We start from the raw sequence: 20,724 nt of genomic DNA on the forward strand, positions 1-20,724 counted from the left end.
TTTAGTATCTAAAAGTTCAGCTGTTTTTGGAACAGGAAATTCCTCGAATTGTTCAGATTCTTCATATGAAAAAAGAAAGATTAGAGGAAGGGTTATTACTATTACACTAATTAATACTTTACCTATTATTTTTTTAATAATCTTTGCTCACCCCTCCATATGTTTAATGAAACAAGAACCGTTTTCTTGATACTTCACCATAAAAATAGAAATATGATTATTTAGTAAACTTAGATAACCTAAGCTTATCATATGTTTCGACAATTGGAATTAAATTCCCTTTAATTATCATATCGTTGACCGTCACTTCGTTCAGTTGGTGCTGGATGCTCTCAAGCACCTGGAACCACGTAAGGTAATTATCAAGATACTTGGTTGCTACACCGTTGAAACGCTGTATCCAGCCTTTCAGTCTGCTGTGATAACTGTTGACGTTTTGGATATGATAAAGACCCTTTGTGCGGACTTTGCCATCTGATTTGAACTGATAAATGGTCATTCCTTTGTCAGTAGCGTAGGTTCTGAACGCTCGCCAGGAGTCTGTACATAATACATTTTGAGATGACAGTTTTTGACCAATGACTTTATCCAATTGCTCTTTCTTTATTCTGCCTACACCAAGAGTTGTCGAAACTGTATTTTTGTCACGGTCTCTTGCTACTAAGACACAGACCTGTTCCTTGCTGATGCCACGCTTTTTGGCTTTTCCACCACGTTTACGGGATTTTCTACCAGCAATTTTCTTCTGCCCTTTTTCAGAGTACAGAAAATAGGTCTCGTCCATTTCAACTATACCTTGAAAATTTTCTACTTCAATTTGTTTCAAAGCTGATAATAGTTTGTGTCTCCAGTAAAACAGCGTAACGTGGGTTACCCCTTTGACCATCTCAGCTGACTTACGGAGGGAGTAACCATCAATCATACATTCAATGAATTTTATCCATTTATTCAGACGGCGGGTTCTATAAAGTGCAGTGTGGGTTAAATCGGTGAAAGTGGCAGTACAGGCTTTACAGCGATAACGTTGTTTTTTTACTTCGTCACCATCTACAAGGGTAGTGTATTTGCCAAATCTGACAACGTGTTTGGATTGGCAGTGAGGGCAGGTGTATCCCTGTTTATTTTTACGTTCTGAAATCTCTTGTAAAGCATTTCCTGTTGAAGACGAAGCAGTAAGAGCATCTATAAGAAATGCTCGCAGTCTTTGTTTTTCTGCGGGATTTAATTTCTCTATCTCTTTAAGAATATCTGACGCTCTCACTGTCATCGCCATCCTTTAGTTGATACTTTTATTATAGAACAAACGTTCGTTAAATTCAAATATCAACATTAACCTTTAACATAGCCTTATTTTTTGCTGTAACTTCGTGAAACCAGTAGGACCATGTAGCACAAAAGCCCGAACAGGAGAGTGATGAAAAGCGAGTGCAATAAGGCAACCGCCAAATTCAATTTTGTCAGAACTGCAAGCATGCCGGTAGTAGCCTGCATCATCACAATGGTGAAGGCAATGATCCAGCCCCAGTAAATTGCACGTTGATTTTTGTAATGCTTGATGGCGTGCCACATGATGATGCCGATCCAGATGACGATGAGCCCAGCTGCTCCGCGATGCCCCATCTGTACCCATTCATACATATTGGATGGAAGGGCAAAGGAATCATTGCGGCACAGCGGCCAGTCTGAACAAATCAGGCTGGAATTCGTATGGCGGACGAGCGCGCCGGTGTAAATGACCAGATAGGAATACAAAGCCACACCGATTGTATGGAACTTTAATTTTCTGCCGATCTTCAATTTTTCCGTTTCGAATTTCCGGTCCACTTCAAATATGAGAAGAGCCAGGAGGAGCACTGATGCAAATGATATGAGGGAGATGCCAAAATGCAGAGCGAGAATGAAATCACCCTGGCCCCATAACACTTGAGCAGCACCGATGAGAGCCTGTAAAACCAAAAAGAACACGGAAGTGACCGCGAGAAACTTGGTTTCTCGCACATGCCCGAATTTTCTCCAGGCCCAAATGGCGAGAATCAAAATCAAAATACTGACGGCTCCGGTAACAAGCCGGTGGGAAAACTCAATCAGCACTTCGGCGGTAATGACATCAGGGATCAATTGGCCGTTGCATCCCGGCCAGTGCCGGCCGCAACCCATCCCACTGTCAGTTTTGGTGACGAGGGCACCGCCCAGAAGTATGAAGAGCATACCGATTGTCGCCGCAACTGCAAATAACTTTATATATTTATTCTGCTGCAAGAAAGCCACCTACTTTTTCTATATGAAAATACAATTAAACGTCCGTTACCTGCATACTCGATAATAGCGAAAGTCGGGTTAAAACACAACGGAAAATCAGTAATAGCGGAAACTTTCGATATTTGGACATATTAGGTGCAGCCTTCACAAACTGTTCAAAAACTATTATTTTTCATTCTTAAAAATGACCTTGTCATGATGTATGATAGGAAGAGTGCAATTGAGGCAAACTCACCATAATCAAAGCTTTTATCGCTAAATTTCAGTTATATGTAGAAAAAGGGCTGGATTTTAGATATAGTTATGATTAGCGGACTATGCTTACAACTTTGAAAGGAGGAGGTTAAATGTCAAACGGCCGGTCTTTGTCTGCGGAAGCACACGAGACACCTGAAACAACCAGCTTTGTCCAGGACTTTTTGGCACTTATAAAAATCGGGATTGTCAATTCAAACCTGATTACGGTTTTCACCGGATTATGGCTGGCATTTCAGTTTTCGGGCAGACATTTTTTACAGCATTTGGACATCCTCGTCTACACCTTGGTCGGATCAGCATTGATCATAGCAGGTTCTGCTGCGATGAATAATTATATTGATACAGATATCGACCCATTGATGGCGAGCAAGAAATCCCGACCGACGGTAACCGGCAGATTTAAACCATCAGCTGTTCTGGCACTCGCAATTTCTTTCATTGTTCTAGGCGAAATCTTTTTGTTTTCCGCTTCTGTTTCAGCGGGGGTTCTCGGAATAGCAGGGATTCTGGCTTATGTGGTCCTATATTCCATGTGGTCCAAGAGACGCCACGTCAGCAATACGATTGTCGGCAGCATCTCGGGTGCCATACCGCCGCTGATTGGATGGGCAGCAGTAGAACCCACCTTGGGCACTGGTGCCTGGGCATTGTTTCTGATCATGTTCATTTGGCAGCCGCCGCATTTTTATGCGCTGGCCATGAAACGCACGGAAGAGTACCGGGCTGCAAATATCCCGATGCTGCCGGTGGTGAAAGGTTTCCACCGGACAAAAAAATCTATGCTGGCATGGGTTTTGATGCTTTTCCCATTACCGTTTCTTTTGCCGGAATTGGGAATTGGCTTCTTCATCTTAGCAACACTTTTGAATGCCGGCTGGCTGTATTTGGCCATTCGCGGATTTGGAGTGAAAGATGATTTGAAATGGGCGAAGAGTATGTTCATCTATTCATTGAACTATATGACGATTCTTTTCGTCGCAATGATCATATTCGCTGTATTCGTCTGATTTCCAATACTTAAAAACTTTTAAATGAGAGAGGGGTAAGAAAAGCTATGATGAAAGGACTTACTAACTGGCGTCTTTTCGCATTGATGACAGCATTGCTCGTCTTTCTGTCGGGCTGTGGGCGTGAAGAGATTTCGACTCTCATCCCTGCTGGTAAGGTTGCGCAGGACCAATTCAATCTTTTGATATTGTCTAGTATTGTTATGACTTTCGTAATTATAGTCGTATCAATCATTTTCGTCCTGGCAATTGTCAAGTTCCGCCGCTCCAAACTTGGGGAAGATATGATTCCTGAACAAGTGGAAGGCAGCGCAAAACTTGAGTTTATCTGGACTGCTGTGCCAATCGTACTTCTATTGATCCTTGCTGTTCCAACAGTCTATTCAACATTTGATTTGGCTGACGTAACCGCGATGGATTCTGTAAATGAAGAAGGCGAACAAAACCATCTTACGGTCAACGTGACTGCTTACCTTTATTGGTGGGAGTTCGAATATCCGGAGCAAGGAATTGTAACTGCTCAGGAATTGGTCGTTCCAACCGATGAACGTGTTTACTTCAATTTAATCTCTGCAGATATCAAGCACTCCTTCTGGATTCCTTCAGTCGGCGGTAAACTTGATGTAAACCCTGAAAACGTCAATAAATTCTATCTTGAATTCGACAAGCCTTCTTCAGAACTTGAAACAGGAGTTTTCTATGGAAAATGTGCTGAGCTTTGCGGCCCTTCACACGCATTAATGGATTTCAAAGTAAAATCTGTTGACCGTGAAGAGTTTGACCAATGGGTAACTGCCATGCAGGAAGAACCTGAACCTGCTGCTGAAGCACTGGCTCAGGACGGTGAAGAAATCTTTGCTAACAGCTGTATCGGATGCCACGCAGTTTCTGGTGTTGGTTCTGGCGGTATGGCAGGTCCTAACCTTGCTGCATTCGGCGACCGCAACCGTATTGCCGGATTCTTGGAACATGATGAAGAAACTTTGAAAAACTGGATTGAAGATCCACAGCAATACAAACCAGGAAACTTGATGCCTGACGGAGAAACAAATAACGGCGGAGAACCATTTTCCGAGCAGGAACTGGATGCGCTTGCAGCGTATCTGATGAGCCTGACTGTTGAGGAATAAGAGAGTCAGAGTGTAAAAAGGGAGGTATACAGTGTGAGTTCTTTAGCACAAAAAAAGGGATTCGGCGCAGTTTTATGGGATTATCTTACAACAGTAGACCATAAGAAAATCGCGATCCTCTATCTAATCTCAGGCGGCTTTTTCTTCCTTGTAGGTGGACTGGAAGCGATGTTGATCCGGATCCAACTGATGAAAGCAGGTAACGATTTCCTGAGTGCCGGATTGTATAATGAAATTATCACCATGCACGGTACAACCATGATATTCCTGGCAGCAATGCCATTGCTTTTGGCGTTTATGAACGCCATCATGCCATTACAGATTGGTGCGCGTGACGTAGCTTTTCCATTCCTGAACTCTTTGGGATTCTGGCTTTTCTTCTTTGGGGGCATTTTCCTGAACCTTTCATGGTTCATGGGCGGAGCACCTGATGCAGGCTGGACAAACTACGCTTCGCTCGCTTTGGCTTCCGAAGGGCACGGAATTGATTTTTATGCACTTGGATTGACAATTTCCGGTTTCGGTACATTGATCGCAGGGATTAACTTCCTGGTAACAATCATCAATATGCGCGCACCGGGTATGACGTATATGAGAATGCCATTGTTCACCTGGACGACTTTCGTCGCTTCAGCACTGATCCTATTGGCTTTCCCGCCACTTACTATCGGATTATTCTTCATGATTTTTGACCGGTTGTTTGATTCAAACTTCTTTGTCGTCGAAATGGGCGGTAATACGATTATCTGGGAGCATTTATTCTGGATTTTCGGACACCCGGAAGTTTACATTCTAATATTGCCGGCATTCGGTATTTTCTCTGAAATCTTTGCGATTTTCTCAAGAAAGCGCCTATTCGGTTATACCGCTCTGGTTTTTGCTACAATCTTAATCGGTTTCTACGGCTTTATGGTTTGGGCCCACCATATGTTCACCGTCGGCCTTGGACCAACTGCAAACGCAGTTTTCGCCCTGGCGACTATGATCATTGCTGTGCCAACCGGTATTAAAATCTTTAACTGGCTTCTGACGATATGGGGAGGAAGCATTCAATTCAGCGTAGCAATGGTTTACGCAATCGCGTTCATTCCTTCTTTCGTAGCAGGGGGAGTAACTGGTGTTATGCAGGCCATTGCACCACTCGATTATCAGTTGCACGATTCTTACTTTATCGTCGCTCACTTCCATTACGTTATCGTAGGTGGGGTAGTATTGGGGCTTCTGGCAGGTACGCATCTGTACTGGCCGAAAATGTTCGGGACGATGTTGAGTGAAAAATTGGGAATGGTGACATTCTGGTTCTTCTTCATCGGATTCCACCTGACGTTCTTTATCCAGCATTTCCTTGGATTGTTTGGTATGCCACGCCGCGTTTACACATTCAATGCAGACCAGGGCTGGGATTTGTACAACCTGATCAGTTCTGTGGGCGCATTGTTCATGGCAATCGGTATTATTGTCCTGCTGGTGAACGTAGTATTAACAACAGTTAAAAATGTTCGTGTCGGCAATGACCCTTGGGGAGACGGACGCACACTTGAATGGGCGATTCCATCACCACCGCCGTTCTATAACTTTGCTCAAACTCCATTGGTTCGAGGCCTTGATACGTATTGGATCGAAAAAATGGAAGGCAATAAAGAAGGCATGATTTATGCAGAGCCCCTTGGCGATATCCACATGCCGAACGGTTCGATTATTCCCTTTGTCATGTCATTCGGCATGTTCGTTGCAGCATTTGGCGCACTTTACTTTATGGATGACACGAAACCGTGGGCATTGGCAGTATTGGTCATCGGTCTGGGAATCACTTTCGGTTCGATGCTTGTCCGTTCGTTGAAAGATGACCTCGGATTCTACATCACTAAAGAAGAATTGATCGAAGATGCTAAGAGAGGAGGCAACACCGATGGACATAAATAAAAGATATACCGCTCAATCTTGGCCGGATCATCCGGAGACGGCAACATTGGAAGGTAAAAATAAGTTCGTCGGCTTCTGGTTGCTTCTGGCTGCTGAAACAGTAACTTTCGCTTCGTTGTTTGCAACATATCTTGCATTAAAAGATAAAGGACCAAGCGGAATGGAGTTTACGGCTGCAGGTTTATTCGAACTGCCATTGGTATTCGCAATGACGATGATCCTTTTAACGTCGTCACTGACAAGCGTTTACGCGATGTACCACATGAAAAACCATAATTTCAAAGCCATGCAGGCCTGGTTGGGCATAACTGTTTTGCTGGGATTAACCTTCCTTGGTTTGGAAATCTATGAGTTTAACCATTACGTACATTTAGGATTTGGCTTTACACACAGCGCTTTCAGTTCCGCTTTCTACGTATTGGTCGGAACTCACGGTGCCCACGTTTTATTCGGTCTCAGCTGGTTTATTGCATTGATGATCCGTAATTCAAAACGTGGATTGAATATGTATAACGCTCCTAAGTTTTATCTTGCAGCTCTTTACTGGCATTTCATCGACGTAGTATGGGTATTCATCTTTACTGTAGTCTATTTGATGGGAGTGATCGGTTAATATGGCACACGATACACCTGAAAAAATCAGATCACATGCAGAGCACGAATTTTTAAAGAAAAAAAGATCGGCTGAAATGCGCCAACAGTTAACGTCGTTTGCAATCATGATCTTCCTTACTCTGATTGCATTTACGATGGTGGCTGCCGGATTCTCGACGTACCTGATTGTACCGATTATCCTGTTGTTGGCTGCAATCCAGGTTGTTCTTCAGCTTTACCATTTCATGCACTTGAGCAACAAAGGCCACGGAACCATCGCGTTCTTTATGTTCAGTGGGATGTTTGTTGCCTTCATCACGGTTTTGGCACTTGTCACAATCGTTTGGTGGTAAACCGCATTTTAAAAGCCACTTTCACTTTTTTGGTGAAAGTGGCTTTTCTATGCTTGAAATCTTTACGGCCAGCCATGTGAGTACCTTTTCTTAAAAAGAGTTCAGTCATTGGAAATTCCATCATCCTCAGTAAATGTCATGATTCGTTCATTGATATACAATTGTTTCCGCTATATAATGAGGGTACTTAAGGAAAAGGAGGTATGTTTGGCATGCCAATCAGTATTTTCGGATTTCAGGCTTTGTGGAGTCCGGTTTACTTAGGAATCCTTGTCTTGATCACGCTCTTTTATTTTTTAATCACCACTAAATGGAGAGGCAAGTTTAAAGACAGCGAACCTTTAAAACAGAAAGAAGCTCTGCTGTTCGTTTCCGGGATGGCTTTGTTATATATCATAAAAGGCTCACCAATCGACCTTTTGGGTCACATCATGTTCACGATGCACATGGTTCAGATGGCATTTCTTCTGCTGTTGGTGCCGCCACTGTTGATCATGGGGATACCACCATGGCTGTGGAGATGGTTTATTGATCTTCCAGTAATCAGACCGTTGTTCCATTTCTTCACCAAGCCGATGCTTGCATTGATCTTGTTCGGTATATTCTTCTCGGTCTATCATTTGCCTCTGGTATTCGATTTCGTCAAACAGGATATGCTGCTGCACAGTGTTGTCAGCAGTCTGCTGTTTTTGTTCGCGATCTTCTACTGGTGGCCGGTGGTCAATAATCTCGAAGGCATGCACAAGTTTCACGGACTGAAAAAACTTGGGTTCCTGTTCGGGCTAAGTGTGCTTATGACGCCTGCATGTGCGCTGATCATCTTCAGTGATACGCCATTCTACGCAACATATACTGATGCAGATGCATGGCTGCAGGCAATGGCATTATGTGTGCCGGTTGGAACCTTATCGCAATTGAATCTTTCCGGACCGGAATTGTTTTCTTCAATGAGCTTACTGGAAGACCAGCGGACTGGCGGAATTACAATGAAGATTTTGCAGGAATTAGTATTTACCGTCTTTATCTGGCTGGTGTTTCATGAATGGCTCCGCAATGAAAATGACAATGCGGAAGCAATTACTGCTCAAGTTTTGCAGGATCGAAAAGAGATGGCTTATCACCGACATAATGGGTAAAGGCTGAAAAGGGGATTATAAGAGATGGATTTACCGCTATTACCAACTATCAGCACGTTTTTCATTGTACTAAGCGCTATTTTTGTAGCGATCGGCTGGAATTTGATCCGACAGAGAAAAATTGAAGCCCATAAAAAATGGATGCTGGCTGCAGGCGCTTCGGCTCTGACATTCTTCATCATCTATGCTTCACGCACGATCTTTGTCGGCAATACTGCGTTCGGCGGGCCGGAAGAGTACAAAATTTTCTATACGATTTTTCTGATTTTCCACATCACCCTGGCCACTATTGGCGGGATTATGGGGATTGTGAGCATCTGGCTGGGCTTGAAGAACCGCCTGGAACTGCACCGTAAAATCGGGCCATATACCAGCATAATTTGGTTTTCTACTGCGATTACGGGTGTTATGGTTTATCTTCTATTATATGTAATTTACAAAGGCGGGCCGACGACGTCCGTCATCAAAGCGATTCTCGGATCAGAATAAGAAAAAGGAGAACCTCTATGGGTTCTCCTTTTTCTTTGGAATATTTTATTGTCAGATTTTAAAATCCATTTTGATGATGCCGGCTTCACGTGCAGATGTGAACAGGATGACAAGCAGCGGTCCGACAAAGAAACCGAGGAACCCGATCAACTGCAAACCGATGAACATCGCGATCAGAGTGGCAAGCGGGGACAAACCGATCTGCGACCCCATAATTTTCGGTTCGACTGTCCGACGAATGATCAGCAGGACCAGCGCAAGGACGGCCAATTGGGTGCCTTGGACAACGTCGCCTGTAATGAATTCGTAAATGAACCAGGGTGTTAAAACGATGATTGATCCAAGAATAGGGATGAAATCGATGAGCCAGATGATCAGCGACATCACCAACGCGACTTCCGGTGCAATAAACATAAGAGCGACAAGTGAAACCAGGAAGATAATGACGCTCACCAGGAATTGCGCCTTCAGAAAGCCAAAAACCACGTTGTTCAAGCGGGCAGCCATAAAGCGGACTTTTTCTGCTGTGGTATCTTTCAGTCGGCCGAACAGCATTCTTTTTAAATCATCGAGGTCCAGCATGAAGAGGAACAGCGCAATCAGGAAAACAATAAAGCTGACAAGGAAAGAAGGGATGCCTGTCAGAAGATTGGTGATTGTGTCGTAATTGACTATGGTCAAAATCCAATCGCGAATCCCTTCAAGGAATTTTGCTAATTCAGTTTCGAAGGAATTGACCACTTCAACAGGCATCTCTTCTGATGAACGAAGGAAAAAGGCCTGAATTTCTTCCCAGATGGAAGACGCCCCATTAATGTATTCAGGCATATTCTGTGAAACCTGTATCAATCTGCCTGTCAGATAAGTGACGGTCCAGTATAGAAAGGCTGAAACGAGCAGCAGGAAAACGATGAAAGCGGTAATGACCGCGGATTTTCGCTGCCATTTAAAGCGCTGTTGCAGGAATGCAACAAACGGTTCGAGAAATACGGCGGTTAACAATGCCAAAATCAGAGGTATTGCAATTGGAATTATGTATATCGAAATTAGAACTATTACTGCAATAACAAGTACTATGGTTAAAATCTTTTTGTTCCACCACTTGGCCACATTAATCCTCCCAAAAACATTATATTATTATTCTATCAATTCGAAAGGTGAAATAGGAATTTTTAAAAAAATCCGCAGTTCAATGTTGAAATGCGGTTTTTATTAACGATTTGGAGTTTAGTACTTTTTAAGTCTGGATGTTCTTAAAAATAAGTGCTGTGCTGTCCAGACTCCAGCGGCCCAACTCTTCGGGTCATAAGCCTCTAAAGTGCTCCTGCATCGCTGCGCTGCTTCGTCGCAAAGAGCTGGCCCCATAAGCTTTGGGCCATCTCTTCGCTGTCGCTTTTCTAGACTTGAATTTCAAAAGCTTTTAATTCGGATTTAATGGTTGCCAGAATATCGGCACTAGTTTTCAAAAGGTGTTCAGGGAAATGCTCATCTTCGCCGTATTCAACGCCGAAGGGATAATAATGTTTGCCGATAACAGGTTTCATGATTTTTACAGTCGCATCGCCGGCATCAATATCGCCGTCAACTGCATAGGCGAATACGCGCAAATAGTAGCGTCCTTCACGGATATCGAATCTACGGTCGAATGTTACACGCTCGTAATCCCATTGGCCTTCCTTAGTTAATCCGTGTTTGCTCATAACCTGCTCGAGCAAATTGAAGTCTACCAGAATGTCCTCAAGTCCTGTATTTTCAAAATACATAGGATCTCCTCCTCTATCTCAAAACTGACTCAATGCTCCTTTAATAATAGATGAAATTTGCGGTTGTTGCAATGGCTAGATTGTGTCAGTATAGAGGCGGCTGTTATAATTGATGAAAAGAGCTTGACAAGGAGGAAGAAGATTGAAGAATTTATTGCGTATCATGATATTTCTGTCAATCATCCTCATTACTTTTTTTTACTTTGATTCGTCGATAAATGAGAACGACATATTGGAAGCTCCCCGGCAAGTCGATCCGCTTCCGGCACATGAAATTATTGAGAATCCTTTGGTGGTGGAACGGCCGGCACAAGGAATTTCAGTTTATATCGGGCAATCTTCCCAAAAATGGATCGATGATTACGGCAAGCCTGCGCGCATTGAACCTTCAGCTTTCGGCTACGAATGGTGGATATACAATCAATCTTTTTCGAATTATAAAATGGTGGGTGTCAAAGACCAGAAGGTGGTGCAAGTGTATTCTGCCGGTACCGCCACGGACGCCAGCCCTTATAAAATTGGCCAAACTATGGAGGAATTATACCGTTTTACAATCATAGAAGACGAGGTGACGGTTAAATTCGGAACGAATATTTATACATTCAGCCTGAGTGCGAAAGATCGTCACACGAGACTGCTGGTCAGTTTCGACGACATCTACGCCCAATTATATATTGATGAGAAGGACAGTATGCTTGAAGCCGTCCGTTTCATGGATGCAGAAACGCTCATTCGCCACCAGCCCTACGATATGATGTATGTCGGAGATCTGCTGGCGCCTGTAAGTCCTTCCTCCAATTTGCAAGCGTCCATCGATAAGGCGAATGCAAAACAGGTTATCGACCTGACGAATGTTTATCGACTCCACCACCAGCAGAAACCTTTGACTGCCAACCCGGCGGTAAGTATGCTGGCTGAGAGGCATAGCCGCAATGTGGCCCGGAAGAATTTCTCATCGGAAGAAATAGAAGTTGAAAGCCTGGAAGAAAGGCTGAAAAATTCCAGCATCATCTATGAGGAAGCGGCTGAAAATACGGCTTCCCGCTATTATGACGCAGCTGAAACGGTCCACGGCTGGATCAACTCCGAAGAACACAGGGACACCTTGTATTCAAGCCGCTTCAATCAAATCGGGGTAGGCGTTTTCGGCAAATATTATACGCAAAGCTTTTTGAGGCAGGAACCGCCAAAGGCGGAGAAACAATAGGACTTGTTATGATTTGGGAACAATGAAAAATGAGGCGGTGGATGTAGCGATATGCTTGCCTCCGGTTTCATGGATGTTTCCCTCGATCACCATGGTATGACGGCCTTGCCGGATAATTTTAGCTTCTGCTGTGATGGTTTCTTCGGTTGCAACTGTCAAGTAATGGATGGCGAGGTTTGTGGTCACGGCACCAAAGCCTTCAAGGCATCTGCTGTTGGCAAGTGTCCCCATTGCCGTATCCAGAAGAACTGCCAGAATGCCTCCGTGAGGGATGTCAATATTATTGTGGATGAAGGGGGTATTCGGTATGCTGACAGTCCAGGTGTCGTCGGCCTGCTTTCTGCTCATGCCGAGCGCAGCGCTTAAATAGGTGGTGAATTCTCCGGACTGTTTCTTTTCCAGATTTTCAAGGAACTGTGAGAGAATCTGGATATCCTCGGATGAGCCATTTTCAACAACCCTTTCAAATTGTGCAGTTAAATTCTTCATGGAGACAACCCTTTCTTTCTGTATTAAAATTCAGCTGTGTTTGATATAATTGAACCGTAGAGGAGGTAATAGTTGTGATCATGACCTACGAATGGGTGCAAGTTGCTGACTCTGCTGATGAGTTAAGTAGAATGATACTACAATCAGAGCAGGCTGAGCAATATCGACAAGCTTATCATGCTGTTTACGATAATAAAGATCTGGCGACTGAAATTATCGCTTTTGCCCGGTTGAAAGAATTATATGAAGAGGTACAGCGTTTTGGGAAATATCATCCGGATTACAAAGATGTGATGAAACGTATTCGGGTGGGCAAACGGAAATTGGACCTTAACGAAAAAGTCGCGGATTTGCGGCTGGCGGAAAATGAATTGCAGGACCTGATCGACCAGATAAGTTTCATTATCGGCCGTTCAGTTTCAGAAGCGGTCAAAATCCCATCCAGCAATCCGTTCTTTTCTTCAGACTCCTCCTGTGGGGGAAGCTGCGGAACCGGCGGCGGCTGTTCTTGCTCAGCTTAGGAAAAGCGGAAGCGAAGAGATTGGACAAGGAGCCTTTAAGATAAAAGGTTATACTTTTTTATTCATAAAAAGAGCCGGCGGAGAAAAAGCAATGCTTTTTCTCCGCCGGCTCTTTGTGTATTCAATTCTATTGTGCTTCTTTTACTGCTTTTACCGCCAAATCGGGCCGATCGGTGATGATGCCTTTGGCTCCTGCGGCGATCAACGCGCGCATCGCTTCCGGATCATCGATTGTCCAGTAATGGACGGGAACATTCAGTTCGCCAAGAAATGCAATAAAGCGCGGCGACACCAGATTGAATCCATTAGAGCGGATCGGAATCTGGAACATGTCTGCACGTGGCTTATAGAGATGCCCGAACTGGCTGTTGAATGCTGCAAAGGCTTTTCTCACTTCATTTTCTCCGGCTCCAATTGCCACCCGGTTTTGGGCATAAAGATTGAATCGGTCTATTTGTTCGTCGAAGAAGCTGGTGACACCCACGCGCTCTTCGACACCTGCAGATTCAATCAGGCGCCAAAGTTTCGAAGGCATCAGGCTGCCTTCATACGTCTCAGGAGAATCTTTCATATCGATATTGATGTACATTTCAGGGAATTCTTCCAGCATTTCACGAAGCGTGACAATCTTTTCATTTGTCCCACGATAGGAATTTTTCCCTTCCAGGTCTTCAAAATGATAGCCCAGGTCTAATGTGCGCAACTTTTCCAGTGTCAAATCCGAGACTTTGCCGGCACCGTCAGTTGTGCGGTCGACAAATTCATCATGAAACACGATCAGTTCCTCATCGCTGGTAAGGCGGATGTCGATTTCAAAACCGTCCACGCAGAAAGATGCAGCTTTCTTAAAAGAAGCCATTGTGTTTTCCGGCGCCAAAGCAGCACCGCCACGGTGAGCCAGAATCATCGGGCGTTCGTATTCCAGTGCAGTTTTCTTTGGGCGGGGCTGTGTCGTGACCAATGCTTTTGACCCTGCCCATGCAGCTGCCCCGACTGCTGCTGCAGCTATGCCTATTTTCGTTTTTTTCCCCATGGCTATGTAATACCCCCTTATATAGTAACGCTGTAATCATTATATCGAATTTTAAATGGCAATGTCAGTTATTATGGTGCGACAGCTGAAAGTCCCCATAATGGCGGTTGCGGCTTTTTTCTTTCCTATGGTATTCTAGAAGCTAAGAAAAGAGGGATTGCTATGCATGATCGCCAAGGACTTATTGTCTATGTGCATCATTTGAAACAGGCAAAATCATTACGAAAGTATGGGCATGTTCATTTCATTTCACGGAAACTGAAATATGTCGTTTTATATATGGACCAGGAAGTCATTGAAACCACGAAAGCCAAATTGCTCAAGCTGCCTTACGTTAAGCAAGTGCTTGAGTCCCAGCGTCCTTTTATCAAAACGGAATATGAAAATGCCAAACCCGATAAAGCTAAGGAATACGACTATAAAATTGGTCTCTGATTATTGCATCGGCGGGATATAATGGTTCAGCCGCAGCACGGATATCAGATGACTGAAATAGAATGTGCGGTCGGCATAGACGGTGGAGTGCTTGACGTCCATATGGATGGGCAAGCTTCCATTCTCTTTGACCGCTTCTTCAAACACAGCGAGCCTTTTCGAATTTTCCGGAATTCCTTCCTGGCAAATATAAATGGGCATAAAATTGCCCTGTTCTGCAGGTTTGAAGGCAGCAGCTACTGATAACACAGGTTTTCCACTCATATCTTTTGCATGGAATACAAAACCGTGCATAAACCGGCTGCGGTTGGTCACAATCAATTCACGAAGTTCATAAATATCTCCGTAACCTTCTCCAAGCCCGATAAAACGCTGGATCATTTTAACACGTCCTTTCCAGTAACCATTCTATCATTTACAGGGTGGATTGCATCAATAAATTCATAAACTGGGAGGCGGAAACATGCGCGTAGTTGCAGGAAAGGCCAAAGGGGTGCCATTAAAGGCAGTTCCCGGCAATTCTACAAGACCGACAACAGATAAAGTGAAAGAATCGGTATTCAATATGATCGGACCATTTTTTGACGGGGGCAATGCCTTGGATTTATTTGCGGGAAGCGGTGGACTGGGCATCGAAGCTTTGAGCAGGGGGATAGACAAAGCGGTCTTTATCGACAAAGATGGTAAAGCCGCGGAAACCATACGGATGAACCTTGAGAAAACTCGCCTTTTGGGTCAGGCGGAAGTCTACCGGAACGATGCGAAGCGGGCGATTAAAATTTTGAAAAAAAATGATTTCGAGGCCCGTCTCCTGTTTCTTGATCCACCATATCATATGACGGAAGCCTATGAACTGATGGATTTTGCCGCTGAAACAGGAGTTCTTACATCAGATGCTATTGTTGTATGCGAACATGAAAAAGACGTCAGGCTCTCAGACCGGACCAAGTATTTCGAGCGTTTTAAAAATGAAATTTACGGCGGAATCGCTATTTCGATTTATCGCTATACAGGGGAAGAGGGAAAAGTCAGTGAATAAGGTTGCTGTAGTACCAGGAAGTTTTGATCCGATTACAATGGGGCATCTGGATATTATTAAAAGGGCTTCGAAGATTTTTGATGAAGTGAAAGTCGTCGTTATGAACAATTCTTCGAAGAATCCGCTTTTCAATTTAGAAGAAAGAATAGCGCTGATTGCCGAAGTGACCAACTCAATTCCTAATGTCAGTGTGGATTCTTTCGGCGGATTATTGATCGATTATGCGGTAGAAATTGAAGCGAATGCAATTATCAGAGGGCTGCGGGCCGTATCGGATTTCGAATACGAAATGCAGATCACATCGATGAACCGTTTTTTGAATGAGGACATTGAAACCTTGTTTATGGTTTCGAACAACCAGTATTCATTCCTCAGTTCAAGCATCGTCAAAGAAGTTGCCAAATACAGCGGCAATATCACTGGACTCGTCCCGGAACCTGTTGAAAAAGCCTTGAAGAAAAAATTCGATTAAGTCACGTTTCGCGTGGCTTTTTTGATATTTTTCTTTTGAATAGAGAGGGTTAGCCGATGAAAAACAAGAAAATGATCTATTATTTGATTTTGATTGGAATTGTTGTGTTTATCACCTTCTACCGGATGGACAGCTATATTTCACGTCCTGGTAGCGCCTATGAACTGTCGCCGCTCGTTGAAGTGGAGAATGGCGATCAGGATGATGAGGGAAGCTTCAGCCTGATGACTATATCGATGCTGAATGCCACACCTGCGCTTTATGTCTACGCCCAATTCCAGGAAGGCTATAAAATACTGCAGCCGGAACAGGTGCGCAGCCCGCACGAATCGGATGAGGAATACAACGTCCGGCAGCTGAAACTGATGTCGGATTCGCAAGTCAACGCATTGAAAGCCGCTTTTGAAACGGCCGAGCTGCCTTATGAAATTAATAAAGCAGGTGTCTTCGTTTTGAATGTGCTGGAAGGCGGTGCTGCGGATGATATACTCGCTTCCGGTGACCGGGTTCTATCCATCGATGGCAATCGTTTTGACAACCAGCAGGATTTCATCGATTTTCTGGCCGGCAAACAGCAAGGAGATTCAGTGGAACTGGTGATAGAGCGTGACGGCAGGGAATTGATTGAGAACATCACATTGGAGCCTCTGCCGACAGATCTTGAAAGGGCGGGGCTTGGAATATCGTTTGTTGAAGATAAATCCATCAGCACAGAGCCGGAAGTCTCCATAGACTCCGAACAGATCGGCGGTCCGTCAGCGGGATTGATGTTTACTTTGGAAATCATCAACCAATTGCTTGAAGATGATATCGCTAAAGGCTACGAGGTTGCGGGTACCGGAACCATGGAAAGTGATGGGGAAGTCGGGCGCATCGGCGGCATCGACCAGAAAGTGATGGCTGCTGACCAAGATGGAATGGAAATTTTCTTTGCGCCGGATGACGAGGTTGCCTCCGACAGCGAAAGCAATTACGATCTGGCTGTGGAAACTGCAGAGAAAATCGGCACGGATATGGAAATCGTGCCGGTTAAAACGCTGCAGGATGCGCTCGACTATCTGGAACAGCTTCAGCCGAAGTAAATCGGCGGTGTTGTAAATTCTTTTTTATGATTACTGCTTCCAAGCCCCAGCTGATAGAGGCTGCTGGCGTGAATATCAAGTTTGCCCATGCTGTTGTCCGCCAAATCGGCGGCACGGCTGATGACGGGCAGGCTGATATTCTTTTTTTGTGCGTGCAGATACTGACGGCCGGAATCCGTCATCCCAAGCAAACGGAGATAGGATGGCTGTTTAAAGGATTTCAACTTTTCCCAGGTAAAGCCGGTGAATATATGAGTCAGCATTCGCTGGATGCGTGTTCTGGTAAAACGCTTGGATTTTATCCTGCCGATAAATGCTTCGAAATCCTGTTCCTTTCTGGCTGCATCATAAATAAGATTTTCGATTCCTTCTGTCACCTCTGCATATTGGCAGAGGTTTTCCGGCTTTTCTCTTAAAATAGTAAAGCGGAGCATCGGATAAAATGCTTCCCAGCTGCCAAAATGGCCGTATTCCTGCGCGAAAGATTGTAATGCCTGGAGGGAATAAGAAGGAAGATAAAGTGACAATTCTTCAAGTGAGCCGCCTTCGAAAAATGCTTTCCGGATACCCGTCGCACTGGCAATCGACAATCCTTCCTGAATAGGATCGTGGTAATTTGCACCAATCCGCTGGATGGTCAATGGCCGCATCGCCGATGAAATTCGCTCCGCCGCTTCGATGTAATGGTAGCCCAAGATATTATTCGGTTTTGTCAGGTCGGCAAAGCCTGCTTGTCCTTCTGTCAACGCCAGATAAGCCTCATTCATCGCTTTAGGATAACTGATGCCTGACTGGACCGCTTCATGGATCCTTTGCTGATAACCAAGGTTTTCTCTATCCAGCAATTGACGGGATTTCAGAAAAGGTTCGATGGTTCCCTGTTCGCTTCCAAAGCAAAAAGCCTCACAGCCAATGGCATCCAGCAGGGTAATGGCACCTCGGGCAAAATCAGAAGCCTGCGCGGTTGCATAAACATACGGCAATTCGATGACGATATCGACACCGTTCGCCAACGCCATTTCCGTCCGCTTCCATTTATCGGCAAAAGCCGGTTCGCCCCGCTGGAGAAACTGTCCGCTCATGACAGCGATTAAAATGTCCGCTCCGGAACTTTCTTTGGCACACCGGGCATGATGAAGATGGCCATTATGAAACGGGTTATATTCGACTACAATGCCTGCAGCTTTCATTTGCCCAACTCCTTTGGTAAACTTAAGTCTAAGTATAACGATGTTGGGAATCGTGTGACAAGATTTTTTCTTGACATCTTTTTCTGCTCATTATATAATCAACTTTGTTGTCTTGAGGTGATTACTTATGAAAATAGCGATTCAACAGCTTCAAAAGCATCGCAAAGACGGAATGAAGATCGACCAGATGGTCAATCTTGAGGAAGTGAAAAAACGCAATAGCGATATTCGTGATATCACACCCATCCACGTCACAGGACATTGCACAATTGGTTCGCAACAACTCACGTGCCAGCTTCAGCTCAAAGGTATGTTAACATTGCCTTGCGCACGAACTTGGGAAGATGTCGAATTTCCTGTAGATATTGAATCGGTTGAAATCTTCACCTGGTCTGAAAATGGCCTTGGAGGAACAGCTGATAATGTTCACATGGTCAAAACGGAAACAATTGATTTCCAGCCGGTCCTCGAGGAACTTATTCTTTTGGAAATACCGATGCAGGTCTTTAAGGAAAATGCCGATCAGGCCGTTATTAAAGGCGGCAATGACTGGTCATATTCGACAGACGAAGAAGTTCAGGCGGAGAAAGAAGAAGCACAACCAAAACCGGATCCAAGACTTGCTGATTTAGCAAAGTATTTCGATCAGTCAGATGAATAGAATCACTGTAAGGAGGTGTCACCAATGGCTGTACCAGCTAGAAGAACGTCCAAAACCGCTAAAAGAAAACGCCGTACGCATTTCAAATTGTCCGTGCCGGGCATGGTAACTTGCCCAAGCTGTGGCGAATCGAAATTGGCTCACCACGTCTGCAAAGCATGTGGATCATACAAAGGGAAAGAAGTAGTAGCAAGCAAATAAAACAGTATTTGCTGCTAAAAGGCTATTGAGAGGCCATGGCTCTCGATAGCCTTTTTCTCTGTACATAAGATGAAATGAAATGATTTTAAAACAGATATTCCGCAAAACAGCTGCGAAGACAGTAGACGTGTCCTGCACGGATACTGTCTTTGCGACGAAGTGGGGAGCACTGCAGGAGCACGTAAGTTTAAATTGTGGTTGCTCGGGTTGAACCAATTTAAAACATTGCTCCTGTCTCTGTCCCTGCATCGCTGCGCTAGCTTCGAGACATGAAAAACCGTCGCATCGCTGCGCTGCTTCGTCGCAAAGAGTTGCTCCATATCTTTAGAGATTTCTCTCAGCAAAGGCGCGGCTCCGGAGCAGGCGAATGCCGACGGAGCAAAAGACGAGTGGTCTTCTCGGCTTATTGCGGGAGGCAAGGGTCGACATACAAATATGTCGCATCCTTTGCGACGAGCAGTGCGCAGGAGCATAATCTTTGCACTGTCCATAGCGGCGAAGCGGTATATAAGTTATTTCTAAAGTAAAGCGGATGTATTTACATACTCTCACACTCACGAGGTGAATAATAATGGCTTATAAAATCGACACGGCCGATGGGATCATGACCTTCACGATCGACCGGCCTGAAATAAGAAATGCAATCAACGATGAAGTAATGCTTGGCCTGGAGAAACTTGTCGAACGCGCAATTGCAGAACTGCCGCGCCTGGTGGTCATCACAGCCACAGGAGACAGGGCGTTTTGCTCCGGAGGAGATCTTTCCGTGTTCCATGCTTTGGAAACAGAAGAAGAAGCCTACCCTATGCTCAAGCGCATGGGCGATGTGCTTTATGCGATCAAAACCTTGCCGGTGCCTGTTGCGGCTCTCGTGAACGGTACAGCGGTCGGCGGTGGATGTGAAATTGCGACAGCCTGCGATTACCGGCTTGTCCGCAGCCATGTCAATGCGGGCTTTATCCAGGGAACGCTTGCCATCACCAGCGGTTGGGGTGGTGGAACGTATCTTTTCGAAGCCTTGAAGCACGATCACGCCTTAAAGATGCTGAGCGAAGCACGCCTTTATTCGGCAGAAGAACTTTACGCGAATGGATGGGCGACTGCCATTATCCAGGACGAAGGGGATGTTGAGCGATTCCTGGAATCGTTTCGCAATGTGCTGCCTGAAGTGCATCGTGCCTACAAGGAAATGGCCGTCAGGAAATGGAAGGCAACCGATTTGGAGGCGCGCGTGGAAGCAGAAATCCGGCGCTGTGCCCGATTATGGGCAAGTGATGCGCATCATGCAGCTGTCGCAAACTTTTTGAAGAGGCCAAAAAAATAAATGCGTAAAAACTGTCGTGATTGCTGTGGCAGTTTTTTATTTGTTTAAATTTTACAAACAAGAACTGCATGAAAGCCGTTATTCAGAGCTTTCAATGCCGATATATTCAGAATTTATTTTATCCAATAGTTGAAATCGCTTACAAACTTCATATATGC

The 20,724-nt window shown here is 44.7% G+C and carries 24 protein-coding genes; 16 read left to right on the forward strand and 8 right to left on the reverse strand.

Annotated features, from left to right (window positions below; genetic code table 11):
* Positions 1–217: 217 nt before the first annotated feature.
* Positions 218–1,267 carry an IS1595 family transposase gene (locus DIJ65_RS04030; RefSeq protein ID WP_117301489.1) on the reverse strand — a complete coding sequence of 350 codons (1,050 nt, stop codon included), beginning with the start codon at positions 1,265–1,267 and terminating at the stop codon, positions 218–220.
* An 80-nt stretch (positions 1,268–1,347) separates the two neighbouring features.
* Positions 1,348–2,259 (reverse strand): COX15/CtaA family protein, encoded by a 912-nt coding sequence (locus tag DIJ65_RS04035; protein ID WP_117301487.1) that lies wholly within the window; start codon positions 2,257–2,259, stop codon positions 1,348–1,350.
* A 347-nt stretch (positions 2,260–2,606) separates the two neighbouring features.
* On the opposite strand from DIJ65_RS04035, the gene cyoE reads away from it, so the two are divergent.
* From cyoE to DIJ65_RS04070, 7 genes are all read left to right on the forward strand, one after another.
* On the forward strand, positions 2,607–3,524 hold the full coding sequence (gene cyoE, locus DIJ65_RS04040) for a heme o synthase (protein WP_117301485.1): 918 nt from the start codon (positions 2,607–2,609) through the stop codon (positions 3,522–3,524).
* 47 nt (positions 3,525–3,571) lie between these two features.
* Positions 3,572–4,654 carry a cytochrome c oxidase subunit II gene (coxB, locus tag DIJ65_RS04045; protein WP_117301483.1) on the forward strand — a complete coding sequence of 361 codons (1,083 nt, stop codon included), beginning with the start codon at positions 3,572–3,574 and terminating at the stop codon, positions 4,652–4,654.
* Positions 4,655–4,687: 33 nt separating this feature from the next.
* Positions 4,688–6,577 (forward strand): cytochrome c oxidase subunit I, encoded by a 1,890-nt coding sequence (locus tag DIJ65_RS04050; RefSeq protein ID WP_117301482.1) that lies wholly within the window; start codon positions 4,688–4,690, stop codon positions 6,575–6,577.
* Positions 6,564–7,190: a cytochrome (ubi)quinol oxidase subunit III gene (locus DIJ65_RS04055; protein ID WP_117301480.1), complete on the forward strand. Its 627-nt coding sequence runs from the start codon at positions 6,564–6,566 to the stop codon at positions 7,188–7,190. The genes DIJ65_RS04050 and DIJ65_RS04055 overlap by 14 nt, the downstream gene beginning before the upstream one ends.
* A gap of 1 nt (position 7,191) precedes the next feature.
* A complete protein-coding gene (ctaF, locus tag DIJ65_RS04060; RefSeq protein WP_117301478.1) occupies positions 7,192–7,524 on the forward strand; it encodes a cytochrome c oxidase subunit IVB in 333 nt (110 codons plus the stop codon).
* A gap of 212 nt (positions 7,525–7,736) precedes the next feature.
* Positions 7,737–8,660: a cytochrome c oxidase assembly factor CtaG gene (gene ctaG / locus DIJ65_RS04065; protein WP_117301477.1), complete on the forward strand. Its 924-nt coding sequence runs from the start codon at positions 7,737–7,739 to the stop codon at positions 8,658–8,660.
* A gap of 24 nt (positions 8,661–8,684) precedes the next feature.
* Positions 8,685–9,149, forward strand: coding sequence for a DUF420 domain-containing protein (locus DIJ65_RS04070; RefSeq protein ID WP_117301475.1), 465 nt, complete (start codon positions 8,685–8,687; stop codon positions 9,147–9,149).
* A gap of 51 nt (positions 9,150–9,200) precedes the next feature.
* On the opposite strand, the gene ytvI is transcribed toward DIJ65_RS04070, so the two are convergent.
* Positions 9,201–10,259 (reverse strand): sporulation integral membrane protein YtvI, encoded by a 1,059-nt coding sequence (ytvI, locus tag DIJ65_RS04075; RefSeq protein WP_117301473.1) that lies wholly within the window; start codon positions 10,257–10,259, stop codon positions 9,201–9,203.
* Positions 10,260–10,546: 287 nt separating this feature from the next.
* Complete coding sequence (locus tag DIJ65_RS04080; RefSeq protein ID WP_117301472.1) at positions 10,547–10,912, reverse strand: YugN family protein; 366 nt, start codon at positions 10,910–10,912, stop codon at positions 10,547–10,549.
* A 142-nt stretch (positions 10,913–11,054) separates the two neighbouring features.
* Here DIJ65_RS04080 and DIJ65_RS04085 point away from each other — a divergent pair, with 142 nt between their 5' ends.
* Entirely contained in the window at positions 11,055–12,119 is a 1,065-nt protein-coding gene (locus DIJ65_RS04085) for a CAP domain-containing protein (protein ID WP_117301470.1), read from the forward strand.
* A 6-nt stretch (positions 12,120–12,125) separates the two neighbouring features.
* Here DIJ65_RS04085 and DIJ65_RS04090 read toward each other — a convergent pair whose 3' ends face one another.
* Positions 12,126–12,608, reverse strand: coding sequence for a PaaI family thioesterase (locus DIJ65_RS04090; RefSeq protein ID WP_117301469.1), 483 nt, complete (start codon positions 12,606–12,608; stop codon positions 12,126–12,128).
* A gap of 74 nt (positions 12,609–12,682) precedes the next feature.
* On the opposite strand from DIJ65_RS04090, the gene DIJ65_RS04095 reads away from it, so the two are divergent.
* Entirely contained in the window at positions 12,683–13,129 is a 447-nt protein-coding gene (locus tag DIJ65_RS04095) for a YlbF/YmcA family competence regulator (RefSeq protein ID WP_117301467.1), read from the forward strand.
* 127 nt (positions 13,130–13,256) lie between these two features.
* On the opposite strand, the gene DIJ65_RS04100 is transcribed toward DIJ65_RS04095, so the two are convergent.
* Positions 13,257–14,162: a glycerophosphodiester phosphodiesterase family protein gene (locus DIJ65_RS04100; RefSeq protein ID WP_117301466.1), complete on the reverse strand. Its 906-nt coding sequence runs from the start codon at positions 14,160–14,162 to the stop codon at positions 13,257–13,259.
* Between the two features lie 162 nt (positions 14,163–14,324).
* On the opposite strand from DIJ65_RS04100, the gene DIJ65_RS04105 reads away from it, so the two are divergent.
* Positions 14,325–14,597 (forward strand): YlbG family protein, encoded by a 273-nt coding sequence (locus tag DIJ65_RS04105; protein WP_117301464.1) that lies wholly within the window; start codon positions 14,325–14,327, stop codon positions 14,595–14,597.
* Here the strand turns inward: DIJ65_RS04105 and DIJ65_RS04110 are convergent, their stop codons facing one another.
* Entirely contained in the window at positions 14,598–14,978 is a 381-nt protein-coding gene (locus DIJ65_RS04110; RefSeq protein ID WP_117301462.1) for a DUF7147 family protein, read from the reverse strand. It abuts the gene before it with no gap.
* An 82-nt stretch (positions 14,979–15,060) separates the two neighbouring features.
* On the opposite strand from DIJ65_RS04110, the gene rsmD reads away from it, so the two are divergent.
* The 3 genes from rsmD to DIJ65_RS04125 are packed head-to-tail and all read left to right on the forward strand — an operon-like array spanning position 15,061 to position 17,190.
* Entirely contained in the window at positions 15,061–15,636 is a 576-nt protein-coding gene (rsmD, locus tag DIJ65_RS04115) for a 16S rRNA (guanine(966)-N(2))-methyltransferase RsmD (protein ID WP_117301460.1), read from the forward strand.
* Positions 15,629–16,108 (forward strand): pantetheine-phosphate adenylyltransferase, encoded by a 480-nt coding sequence (gene coaD / locus DIJ65_RS04120; protein ID WP_117301458.1) that lies wholly within the window; start codon positions 15,629–15,631, stop codon positions 16,106–16,108. The genes rsmD and coaD overlap by 8 nt, the downstream gene beginning before the upstream one ends.
* A gap of 56 nt (positions 16,109–16,164) precedes the next feature.
* The gene (locus DIJ65_RS04125; RefSeq protein WP_117301456.1) at positions 16,165–17,190 is read left to right on the forward strand and encodes a SepM family pheromone-processing serine protease; all 1,026 of its coding nucleotides are present in this window, start codon (positions 16,165–16,167) and stop codon (positions 17,188–17,190) included.
* On the opposite strand, the gene DIJ65_RS04130 is transcribed toward DIJ65_RS04125, so the two are convergent.
* Complete coding sequence (locus DIJ65_RS04130) at positions 17,178–18,380, reverse strand: nucleotidyltransferase (protein WP_117301454.1); 1,203 nt, start codon at positions 18,378–18,380, stop codon at positions 17,178–17,180. The two genes, DIJ65_RS04125 and DIJ65_RS04130, sit on opposite strands and share 13 nt — an antisense overlap.
* A 127-nt stretch (positions 18,381–18,507) precedes the next feature.
* Here DIJ65_RS04130 and DIJ65_RS04135 point away from each other — a divergent pair, with 127 nt between their 5' ends.
* The 3 genes from DIJ65_RS04135 (at position 18,508) to DIJ65_RS04145 (ending at position 20,566) form a co-directional block, all read left to right on the forward strand.
* Positions 18,508–19,041 (forward strand): YceD family protein, encoded by a 534-nt coding sequence (locus tag DIJ65_RS04135; RefSeq protein ID WP_117301452.1) that lies wholly within the window; start codon positions 18,508–18,510, stop codon positions 19,039–19,041.
* Positions 19,042–19,065: 24 nt separating this feature from the next.
* Positions 19,066–19,242 carry a 50S ribosomal protein L32 gene (gene rpmF, locus DIJ65_RS04140; protein ID WP_117301450.1) on the forward strand — a complete coding sequence of 59 codons (177 nt, stop codon included), beginning with the start codon at positions 19,066–19,068 and terminating at the stop codon, positions 19,240–19,242.
* Between the two features lie 571 nt (positions 19,243–19,813).
* Positions 19,814–20,566: an enoyl-CoA hydratase/isomerase family protein gene (locus DIJ65_RS04145; protein WP_117301448.1), complete on the forward strand. Its 753-nt coding sequence runs from the start codon at positions 19,814–19,816 to the stop codon at positions 20,564–20,566.
* Positions 20,567–20,724: the final 158 nt, after the last annotated feature.

The organism is Planococcus salinarum (assembly GCF_007004625.1).
In the GTDB taxonomy this organism is placed as follows: Bacteria; Bacillota; Bacilli; order Bacillales_A; family Planococcaceae; genus Planococcus; species Planococcus salinarum.

Excerpts from the sequence above, each read along its gene's own strand:
- DIJ65_RS04080 (WP_117301472.1), bottom strand. The coding sequence starts at position 10,912 with ATGTATTTTGAAAATACAGGACTTGAGGACATTCTGGTAGACTTCAAT.
- DIJ65_RS04105 (WP_117301464.1), top strand. The coding sequence starts at position 14,325 with ATGCATGATCGCCAAGGACTTATTGTCTATGTGCATCATTTGAAACAG.
- rsmD (WP_117301460.1), top strand. The coding sequence starts at position 15,061 with ATGCGCGTAGTTGCAGGAAAGGCCAAAGGGGTGCCATTAAAGGCAGTT.
- coxB (WP_117301483.1), top strand. The coding sequence starts at position 3,572 with ATGATGAAAGGACTTACTAACTGGCGTCTTTTCGCATTGATGACAGCA.
- DIJ65_RS04090 (WP_117301469.1), bottom strand. The coding sequence starts at position 12,608 with ATGAAGAATTTAACTGCACAATTTGAAAGGGTTGTTGAAAATGGCTCA.
- DIJ65_RS04100 (WP_117301466.1), bottom strand. The coding sequence starts at position 14,162 with ATGGGGAAAAAAACGAAAATAGGCATAGCTGCAGCAGCAGTCGGGGCA.
- rpmF (WP_117301450.1), top strand. The coding sequence starts at position 19,066 with ATGGCTGTACCAGCTAGAAGAACGTCCAAAACCGCTAAAAGAAAACGC.
- DIJ65_RS04110 (WP_117301462.1), bottom strand. The coding sequence starts at position 14,978 with ATGATCCAGCGTTTTATCGGGCTTGGAGAAGGTTACGGAGATATTTAT.
- DIJ65_RS04055 (WP_117301480.1), top strand. The coding sequence starts at position 6,564 with ATGGACATAAATAAAAGATATACCGCTCAATCTTGGCCGGATCATCCG.
- DIJ65_RS04125 (WP_117301456.1), top strand. The coding sequence starts at position 16,165 with ATGAAAAACAAGAAAATGATCTATTATTTGATTTTGATTGGAATTGTT.
- ctaG (WP_117301477.1), top strand. The coding sequence starts at position 7,737 with ATGCCAATCAGTATTTTCGGATTTCAGGCTTTGTGGAGTCCGGTTTAC.
- DIJ65_RS04145 (WP_117301448.1), top strand. The coding sequence starts at position 19,814 with ATGGCTTATAAAATCGACACGGCCGATGGGATCATGACCTTCACGATC.
- DIJ65_RS04070 (WP_117301475.1), top strand. The coding sequence starts at position 8,685 with ATGGATTTACCGCTATTACCAACTATCAGCACGTTTTTCATTGTACTA.
- DIJ65_RS04030 (WP_117301489.1), bottom strand. The coding sequence starts at position 1,267 with ATGACAGTGAGAGCGTCAGATATTCTTAAAGAGATAGAGAAATTAAAT.
- DIJ65_RS04130 (WP_117301454.1), bottom strand. The coding sequence starts at position 18,380 with ATGAAAGCTGCAGGCATTGTAGTCGAATATAACCCGTTTCATAATGGC.
- DIJ65_RS04135 (WP_117301452.1), top strand. The coding sequence starts at position 18,508 with ATGAAAATAGCGATTCAACAGCTTCAAAAGCATCGCAAAGACGGAATG.
- cyoE (WP_117301485.1), top strand. The coding sequence starts at position 2,607 with ATGTCAAACGGCCGGTCTTTGTCTGCGGAAGCACACGAGACACCTGAA.
- ctaF (WP_117301478.1), top strand. The coding sequence starts at position 7,192 with ATGGCACACGATACACCTGAAAAAATCAGATCACATGCAGAGCACGAA.